Origin of the sequence: Burkholderia sp. Bp8998, from assembly GCF_003854235.1 — a bacterium.
Lineage (GTDB): Bacteria > Pseudomonadota > Gammaproteobacteria > Burkholderiales > Burkholderiaceae > Burkholderia.
Genome location: NZ_QTQF01000006.1, coordinates 209,314 through 218,187 on the forward strand (window position 1 = coordinate 209,314; position 8,874 = coordinate 218,187).

An 8,874-nucleotide genomic window follows, 5' to 3' on the forward strand; every position below is an offset into this window, starting at 1 on the left:
ATGACTTCATTCACCGACTCGTTGTCGAACCCGATCGCCGACGCACCGAAGCCCGCCGCCGCGCGTGCGGAGGGAAAATTCGCGCTCGGCCTGCCGCCCCGCCCCGCGCTGCTGTCGCGCCGCGCATGGGTCGCGCTCGTCGCGCTGTGCATCGCGATCGGCATCTGCGTGCCGCTCGCCGCGCTGGTCGCGCCCGAGTCGAGCGCGTTCCATCTGTCCGCGTACGCGATGACGCTCGCCGGCAAGCTGATGTGCTACGCAATCGCCGCGCTCGCGCTCGATCTCGTGTGGGGCTACTGCGGCATCCTCAGCCTCGGCCACGGGCTGTTCTTCGCGCTCGGCGGCTATGCGATCGGCATGTACCTGATGCGCGAGATCGGCCGCGACGGCAAATACGGCAGCGACCTGCCCGACTTCATGGTGTTCCTCGACTGGCATCAGCTGCCCTGGTACTGGAGCGGCACGCAGCATCTCGCGTGGGCGCTCGCGCTGGTCGTGCTCGTGCCGGCGATGCTCGCATGGGTGTTCGGCTTCTTCACGTTCCGCTCGCGCGTGAAAGGCGTGTACCTGTCGATCATCACGCAGGCGCTGACGTTCGCCGCGATGCTGCTGTTCTTTCGCAACGAGACGGGCTTCGGCGGCAATAACGGCTTCACCGACTTCAAGCGCATCGCCGGGTTTCCGATCACGTCGCCCGGCACGCGCACGGTGCTGTTGCTGCTGACCTTCGCGACGCTCGTGCTCGCGTTCATCGTCGCGCGCGCGATCGTCACCAGCAAGCTCGGGCGCGTGGTCACCGCGGTGCGCGACGGCGAGACGCGGCTGATGTTCCTCGGCTACAGCCCGCTCGCGTACAAGCTGTTCGTGTGGACGCTGTCGGCCGTGCTGTGCGGGATCGCGGGCGCGTTGTACGTGCCGCAGGTCGGCATCATCAATCCTGGCGAGATGTCGCCCGGCAACTCGATCGAAATGGCGATCTGGGTCGCGGTGGGCGGCCGCGGCACGCTGATCGGGCCGATCGTCGGCGCGTTCGCGGTGAACGGCGCGAAGAGCTTCTTTACCGCGTATTTCGCCGAATACTGGCTGTTCTTTCTCGGCCTGATCTTCGTGCTGGTGCCGCTCTTGCTGCCGCGCGGGATCATGGGCCTCGTCGACACGCTGCTTGCGAAGGGGAAACGCGCATGAACGGCACGGCCCTCTACCAGTTCACGCCACCGCCGGAAGACGAGCTGCTGGCCGTCAGCGGCACCGCATCGATGGGCCGCGTGGTGCCGCCCGGCATCGACACGTCGCACGGCACGATCCTCTACCTCGAGGACATCGAGGTGAGCTTCGACGGCTTTCGCGCGCTGAACAAGCTGTCGCTCGCGATCGACGCGGGCGAGCTGCGCTGCGTGATCGGTCCGAACGGCGCGGGCAAGACGACGATGATGGACGTGATCACCGGCAAGACGCGTCCCGATGCGGGCAAGGTGTTTCTCGGCCAGACCATCGACCTCGCGCGGATGAACGAACCCGAGATCGCGCGTGCGGGGATCGGCCGCAAGTTCCAGAAACCGACCGTATTCGAACAGCATCCGGTGTGGGAAAACCTCGAACTCGCGATGCAGACCGACAAGGGCTGGCTCGCATCGCTGCGCGCGCGGCTCGACCGCGCCGCGCAGGCGAAGATCGAGGAGACGCTTGCGCTGATCGGCCTCGAAAGCGACGCGTATCGCGCGGCCGGCGAGCTGTCGCACGGGCAGAAGCAGCGGCTCGAGATCGGCATGCTGCTGATGCAGCGCCCGGCTCTGCTGCTGCTCGACGAGCCGGCGGCCGGGATGACCGACCACGAGACGATGGAACTCGCGAAGCTGCTGAACACGCTGCGCGGCACCTGCTCGATGATGGTCGTCGAGCACGACATGGAGTTCGTCGCGGCGCTCGCGGGCGACACGGGCCGCGTGACGGTGATGGCCGAAGGCGCGGTGCTCGCGCAAGGCACGCTCGACCAGGTCAAGCGCGACGACGCGGTGATCGAGTCTTACCTCGGACGATGATGCGATGCTGAAGATCGATGCACTGAACCAGTACTACGGCGGCAGCCATATCCTGCGCAACGTGACGCTGGCCGCCGACGACGGCAAGCTCACCGTGCTGCTGGGCCGCAACGGCGTCGGCAAGAGCACGCTGCTGCGCTGCCTGATGGGGGTCGTCACGGCAAAGAGCGGCAGTGTGTCGTGGCGCGGCACGGCGCTCGGCGCACTGCCGCCGTATGCACGCGTCGCGGCCGGGCTCGCGTACGTGCCGCAGGGCCGCGACATCTTTCCGCGCCTCACCGTCGAGGAGAACCTGCTCGTCGGCGCGGCAAGCCGCAAGGCGCCATCGAAGATGCCCGACCGCATCTACGACCTGTTCCCGGTGCTGAAGGACATGCGCGCACGGCGCGGCGGCGACCTGTCGGGCGGTCAGCAGCAGCAGCTCGCGATCGGCCGCGCACTGATGAGCGAGCCGCAGCTGCTGATCCTCGACGAGCCGACCGAGGGCATCCAGCCGTCGATCATCCAGGACATCGGGCGCACGCTGCGCCAGCTCGTCGACGAATCGAGGATGACCGTGCTGCTCGTCGAGCAGTACTACGACTTCGCGCGTTCGATCGCCGACCATTACTGGGTGATGAGCCGCGGCGAGGTCATTGCGGGCGGCGCTGCGCGGGACATGGAGACGAACGGCGTGCGCGAGCTGATCGCGGTGTAGCGCGGCACGCAGCGTGTGAGCGCGCCGACGCGTGGCGCCGGCGACCCATGCATGTCATGCGATCGTCGGCGCCGTCGTCCCTTCCCATCATCACGTTCAACAACCCGAACACCCAAGCGTATAGTGTTGCGGTAGCATCCTCGATCACCGCGTCCGTCCCCTGCTTCCCGCCGATGTCCGCCCTCGATTCCCACGCTCCGCTGTCCCGTCCCGCCGTCGCCAAGTCGTGGCGCGGCCGCCTCGAACTCGGCTTCGAACGGCACGGCGCGCGCACGACGCTCGTCCATCGGCTGCACGACGGCCCGCTGCGCGTGCAGCGGCCGCTGTATCCGGAAGGCGACGCGATCTGCCACGCGGTCATCGTTCACCCGCCGGGCGGCGTCGCGGGCGGCGATCGGCTCGACATCGACATCGCGCTCGGCGACGGCACGCATGCGGTGCTGACGACGCCCGGTGCGACCAAGTGGTACAAGTCGAACGGCCTCGACGCGACGCAGCGCATCGGCATCACGGTCGGCGCGCACGCGAAGCTCGACTGGCTGCCGCAGAACAACCTGTTCTTCGACGCGGCCCACGCCGCGCTCGACTTCACGGTGACGCTCGGCGCGGGCGCGAGCGCGATCGGCTGGGACGCGACGCAACTCGGCCGGCAGGCGGCCGGCGAAACGTGGTCGGCGGGCCGCATCGCGTCGGGTTCGTCACTCGTCGATGCCGACGGCCGGCCGCTGTGGACCGAGCGCGCGCTGCTCGATGCGCACGATCCGCTGCGCGGCGCGCTGCAGGGCCTCGCCGGCTTTCCCGTGTACGGCACGCTGTGGGCGGCCGGCGCCGTGTGCGATGCCGCGCTCGCCGAGACGCTCGCCGCCCGGATGCCGTTCGACGACACGCTGCGCGCGGGCGCGACCTGCGTGACGCCGGGCGTCCTGGTGGTGCGCGCGGTATCGACGTCGATGGAAGCGCTGCAGCGTCACTTCACCGACTGCTGGCTTTACCTGCGGCCGATCGTGCACGGTGTCGATGCACGTCCGCTGCGCCTCTGGCAGACCTGAGCACGTGCGGCAACGCACGCACCATTTCGGCGCAGTGCCGCCGCCGCGGTGCATGCAATCCATGCAGCGCGCACCACGAACGCGCATTACCCCGCGTCCCGCCGTCATGGCACGCGCCTTGCTCCTTACATAACCGATACACGACGCACGCGAATCGGCACGGTGCTACGATGAACCGCGCCATCGCCGGAACCGCCGCGCATCGATAAAAATTACGTTTTCCTGAACGACTGCCTTCATGAAACTGACTCCCCGAGAAAAGGACAAGCTGCTGATCTTCACGGCGGCGCTGCTGGCCGAACGCCGCCGCGCGCGCGGGCTGAAGCTCAACTATCCGGAAGCGGTCGCGTTCATCACCGCCGCACTGATGGAAGCCGCGCGCGACGGCAAGACCGTCGCCGAGGTGATGCACTACGGCACGACGCTGCTCACGCGCGACGACGTGATGGAAGGCGTGCCGGAAATGATCCCCGACATCCAGGTCGAGGCGACCTTCCCGGACGGCACCAAGCTCGTCACCGTCCACCACCCGATTCCGTGACCGAGGTAGCACGCATGATCCCCGGCGAAATCCTCACCGACGACGGCGAGCACGAACTGAACGCGGGCCGCGCGACGCGCTCGCTCGTCGTCGCGAACACCGGCGACCGCCCGGTGCAGGTCGGCTCGCATTACCACTTCTTCGAAGTCAACGACGCGCTGTCGTTCGATCGCGCGGCCGCGCGCGGCTTCCGGCTCAACATCGCGGCCGGCACGGCCGTGCGCTTCGAGCCGGGCCAGACACGCACCGTCGAGCTCGTCGAGCTGGCCGGCGAACGCGCCGTCTACGGTTTTCAGGGCAAGGTGATGGGGCCGCTGTAAGCCGCGCCCCGCTCTTCAGGAACAGCACTTGACGTCCTCCTCCGCCTAAAGGCGGAAGATTCCCACACCTGGCGATGCACGTCCGCATCGGCCTTCCCACCATCAATGGCGGGGTTTCTCGGAGCAAATTCTGATGACACTACGCTTGAGCCGCCGCGCGTACGCGGAAATGTTCGGGCCGACGACGGGCGACCGCGTGCGGCTCGCCGATACCGAACTGCTGATCGAGATCGAACGCGACTACACGACCTACGGCGAGGAGGTGAAATTCGGCGGCGGGAAGGTGATCCGCGACGGGATGGGCCAGTCCCAGCGCGTGGCCGCCGACGTGCCCGACACGATCATCACGAACGCGGTGATCCTCGATCACTGGGGCATCGTGAAGGCCGATATCGCGATCAAGCACGGCCGCATCGCCGCGATCGGCAAGGCCGGCAATCCGGACATCCAGCCCGGCGTGACGATCGCGATCGGTGCGGCGACCGAAGTGATCGCCGGCGAAGGGCTGATCGTGACGGCCGGCGGCATCGATACGCACATCCACTTCATCAGCCCGCAGCAGATCGACGAGGCGCTCGCGTCGGGCGTCACGACGATGCTCGGCGGCGGCACGGGGCCGGCCACCGGCACCAACGCGACGACCTGCACGCCGGGGCCGTGGCACATGGAGCGGATGCTGCAGGCGGCGGACGGCTGGCCGATCAACCTCGGCTTTCTCGGCAAGGGCAACGCAAGCCTGCCGCAGCCGCTGGTCGAACAGATCGCCGCCGGCGCGATCGGCCTGAAGCTCCACGAAGACTGGGGCACGACGCCCGCCGCGATCGACAACTGCCTGTCGGTCGCCGACGATACCGACACGCAGGTCGCGATCCACACCGACACGCTGAACGAAGGCGGCTTCGTCGAATCGACGGTCGCCGCGTTCAAGGGCCGCACGATCCACACGTACCACACCGAAGGCGCGGGCGGCGGCCATGCGCCGGACATCCTGAAGGTGTGCGGCGAGATGAACGTGCTGCCGTCGTCGACCAATCCGACGCGCCCGTACACGATCAACACGCTCGACGAGCACCTCGACATGCTGATGGTGTGCCACCACCTCGATCCGTCGATCGCCGAGGATCTCGCGTTCGCGGAGTCGCGAATCCGCCGCGAGACGATCGCGGCCGAGGACATCCTGCACGACCTCGGCGCGCTGTCGATGCTGTCGTCCGACTCGCAGGCGATGGGCCGCGTCGGCGAAGTGATCATCCGCACCTGGCAGACCGCGCACAAGATGAAGGTGCAGCGCGGCGCGCTGCCGGAGGACGGCGCGCGCAACGACAACTTCCGCGCGAAGCGCTACGTCGCGAAGTACACGATCAACCCGGCGATCACGCACGGTATTGCACACGAAGTCGGTTCGATCGAACCCGGCAAGTGGGCCGACCTCGTGCTGTGGGAACCGGCGTTCTTCGGGATCAAGCCGTCGATGATCCTGAAGGGCGGGATGATCGCCATGGCGCAGATGGGCGACCCGAACGCGTCGATCCCGACGCCGCAGCCCGTCCACTACCGCGAGATGTTCGCCACACGCGGCGGTGCGCTCGCGCGCACGTCGCTGACCTTCGTGTCGCAGATGGCCGCCGATGCGGGCATCGCCGAACGCTACGGGCTCGCGAAGCGGATCGTGCCGGTGCGCAACTGCCGCAACGTGACGAAGGCCGACATGATCCACAACGCGTGGCGCCCGTCGATCAGCGTCGACCCCGAAACCTACGACGTGATCGCCGACGGCCAGCTGCTCACCTGCGAGCCGGCGACGGTGTTGCCGATGGCGCAGCGCTATTTCCTGTTCTGATTTCCGGTTTTCCGTTCCATGCGCACCCTCGACAAACGCATTGCCCCGAACGTGAAGCTCGCCGCGTCGCTCGTCGCGCGCGCGCCGACGCTCACGCTCGCCTATGACGCCCGCTGCAAGAGCCGCCTCGCGGCCACGCTCGACACCGGCGAGGACGTCGCGGTCCTGCTGCCGCGCGGCACCGTGCTGCGCGACGGCGACGTGCTCGTCGCCGACGACGGCGCGCTCGTGCGCGTCGCCGCGGCGCCCGAGACCGTGCTGCTCGTGCGCGCGACCGACCCGCTGACACTGATGCGTGCCGCGTATCACCTCGGCAACCGTCACACGCCGGTCGAGATCGGCGACGGCTATCTGAAACTCGAAGCCGATCCGGTGCTCGCGGACATGCTGCGCCGGCTCGGCACGCAGGTCGAGGAAGCGAGCGCACCGTTCCAGCCGGAAACCGGCGCGTACGGCGGCGGCCACAAGCACGGGCACGATGCCACGTTCGCCGAGGATTACGCGCTCGCGCAGCAGGTGTTCGGCGAACACCACGGCCACTCGCACGATCACGATCACGATCACGATCACCAGCATGGTCCGGGCTGCTCGCACGGCCATCACGGTCATGACCACCACTGAACTCGTCGCGCTGCTGCATCTCGCGTCGCCCGCGCTGCCGATCGGCGCGTTCAGCTATTCGCAGGGACTCGAAGCCGCGCTCGACGCGAACCTGATTCGCGACGCCGACACCGCACGCGACTGGATCGCGAGCGGGCTGACCGACGTGCTCGCCCACGGCGAGCTGCCGTTCCTCGCGCACCAGCTCGCGCGCTGGCAGGCTCATGACGCCGACGCGCTCGCGCACGAAAACGCGTGGTTCGTCGCGAGTCGCGAATCGGCGGAATTGCGCCGCGAAACCGAACAGATGGGCTGGTCGCTCGCGCAACTCTGCGCGTCGCTCGAATGGGGCGATACCGCGCGCCGCGCGACGCTTTCGACGCTTTCGCCGATCGCGCTGCCGACGGCGTTCGCCTACGCGGCGGCCGCGCACGACGCGAGCGCCGACGCCGTGCTCGCCGCGTACGCATTCGGCTGGGTCGAGAACCAGACCTCCGCCGCGCTGAAAGCGGTGCCGCTCGGCCAGCTCGCGGGCCAGCGCATCATCGTCGCGCTGCGCGGCGCGATCGACGCGGCCGTGAACCGCGCGCTCGCGACGCCACCCGACGCCATCAACACGTTCGCACCGCAGTTGGGCATCCTGTCCGCGCGGCACGAAACCCAGTATTCGCGGTTGTTCCGCTCCTGAACCCGACACGCCATGAACGCACCCGCTCCCTCCTCCGCCCGCCGCACCAAGAAACTGCCGCCGCTGCGCGTCGGCATCGGCGGCCCCGTCGGCTCCGGCAAGACCACGCTGCTCGAAATGCTGTGCAAGGCGATGCGCGAGCGCTACGACCTCGTCGCGATCACGAACGACATCTATACGAAGGAAGACCAGCGCCTGCTGACGGTCGCGGGCGCGCTGCCCGAGGAACGCATCATGGGCGTCGAGACGGGCGGCTGCCCGCACACGGCGATCCGCGAGGATGCGTCGATCAATCTCGAGGCGGTCGACCGGATGCTGGCGCGTTTTCCGGATGCCGACATCGTGTTCATCGAGTCGGGCGGTGACAATCTCGCGGCGACCTTCAGCCCCGAGCTGTCGGACCTGACGATCTACGTGATCGACGTCGCCGGCGGCGAGAAGATTCCGCGCAAGGGCGGCCCCGGCATCACGAAGTCCGACCTGCTCGTGATCAACAAGACGGATCTCGCGCCGCTCGTCGGCGCGAACCTCGACGTGATGGCCTCCGACACGAAGAAGATGCGCGGCGAGCGGCCTTACGTGATGACGAACCTGAAGGCGCTCGAAGGCGTCGCGGAGGTCGTCGCGTTCATCGAGAAAAAGGGGTTGTTGACGGTTTGAATAAGTGTCCAGGCAGAACGACATAGCGTTTGCGCACGCAAGAGCGAGCCCGCTGCCGAAAGGCCTCCAGCGACTTTGCGAAGCCAATTGACTCGGCCGGCATCAATTCCTTACATTACGCTTTCTTCATAAGTGAGGATTTTCGATATGCCGATTCCCGCACATATGTGGCTTAAGGATGATGGCGGCGCAGACATCAAAGGCTCGTCAACCGTCCAGGACCGCGAAGGAAGCATTGAAATCATCAGTTTTGGCCACGGTGTAAATCTGCCGGTTGACGGTGCTAACGGCAAGATCACCGGCAAGCGTACGCATTCACCGATTGCGTTCGAAAAGGAATTCGACGCGGCGACTTCCTATCTGCTTAGACTCTAGTTTCAAGTGCAACACCTTTGATGAGGTAGGGTGTTGCAATGACGAAATACCAGCATCTGAGCGCC

Annotated in this window: 10 protein-coding genes and 1 pseudogene; all 11 read left to right on the top strand. The window is 67.2% G+C overall.

Going from position 1 to position 8,874, the window contains the following annotated elements; translation table 11 throughout:
* Positions 1 to 1,185 carry an urea ABC transporter permease subunit UrtC gene (gene urtC / locus DIE06_RS09835; protein ID WP_124661247.1) on the top strand — a complete coding sequence of 395 codons (1,185 nt, stop codon included), beginning with the start codon at positions 1 to 3 and terminating at the stop codon, positions 1,183 to 1,185.
* Positions 1,182 to 2,039 carry an urea ABC transporter ATP-binding protein UrtD gene (gene urtD / locus DIE06_RS09840; protein WP_124613340.1) on the top strand — a complete coding sequence of 286 codons (858 nt, stop codon included), beginning with the start codon at positions 1,182 to 1,184 and terminating at the stop codon, positions 2,037 to 2,039. The genes urtC and urtD overlap by 4 nt, the downstream gene beginning before the upstream one ends.
* Before the next feature lie 4 nt (positions 2,040 to 2,043).
* Positions 2,044 to 2,736 carry an urea ABC transporter ATP-binding subunit UrtE gene (gene urtE / locus DIE06_RS09845; protein WP_124661248.1) on the top strand — a complete coding sequence of 231 codons (693 nt, stop codon included), beginning with the start codon at positions 2,044 to 2,046 and terminating at the stop codon, positions 2,734 to 2,736.
* 173 nt (positions 2,737 to 2,909) lie between these two features.
* On the top strand, positions 2,910 to 3,785 hold the full coding sequence (locus DIE06_RS09850) for an urease accessory protein UreD (RefSeq protein ID WP_124661249.1): 876 nt from the start codon (positions 2,910 to 2,912) through the stop codon (positions 3,783 to 3,785).
* Positions 3,786 to 4,023: 238 nt separating this feature from the next.
* A complete protein-coding gene (gene ureA / locus DIE06_RS09855) occupies positions 4,024 to 4,326 on the top strand; it encodes an urease subunit gamma (protein ID WP_006048588.1) in 303 nt (100 codons plus the stop codon).
* A 14-nt stretch (positions 4,327 to 4,340) separates the two neighbouring features.
* Positions 4,341 to 4,646: an urease subunit beta gene (locus tag DIE06_RS09860; RefSeq protein ID WP_059455900.1), complete on the top strand. Its 306-nt coding sequence runs from the start codon at positions 4,341 to 4,343 to the stop codon at positions 4,644 to 4,646.
* A gap of 133 nt (positions 4,647 to 4,779) precedes the next feature.
* Positions 4,780 to 6,486 carry an urease subunit alpha gene (gene ureC, locus DIE06_RS09865; protein ID WP_124661250.1) on the top strand — a complete coding sequence of 569 codons (1,707 nt, stop codon included), beginning with the start codon at positions 4,780 to 4,782 and terminating at the stop codon, positions 6,484 to 6,486.
* An 18-nt stretch (positions 6,487 to 6,504) separates the two neighbouring features.
* Positions 6,505 to 7,107 carry an urease accessory protein UreE gene (gene ureE / locus DIE06_RS09870; protein WP_124661251.1) on the top strand — a complete coding sequence of 201 codons (603 nt, stop codon included), beginning with the start codon at positions 6,505 to 6,507 and terminating at the stop codon, positions 7,105 to 7,107.
* Positions 7,094 to 7,774, top strand: coding sequence for an urease accessory protein UreF (locus tag DIE06_RS09875; RefSeq protein ID WP_124661252.1), 681 nt, complete (start codon positions 7,094 to 7,096; stop codon positions 7,772 to 7,774). Before ureE ends, DIE06_RS09875 begins: the two co-directional genes overlap by 14 nt.
* A gap of 12 nt (positions 7,775 to 7,786) precedes the next feature.
* Complete coding sequence (gene ureG / locus DIE06_RS09880; RefSeq protein ID WP_124661253.1) at positions 7,787 to 8,434, top strand: urease accessory protein UreG; 648 nt, start codon at positions 7,787 to 7,789, stop codon at positions 8,432 to 8,434.
* Positions 8,435 to 8,581: 147 nt separating this feature from the next.
* A pseudogene (locus DIE06_RS09885) lies at positions 8,582 to 8,803 on the top strand (type VI secretion system tube protein Hcp); the annotation flags it as partial.
* Positions 8,804 to 8,874: the final 71 nt, after the last annotated feature.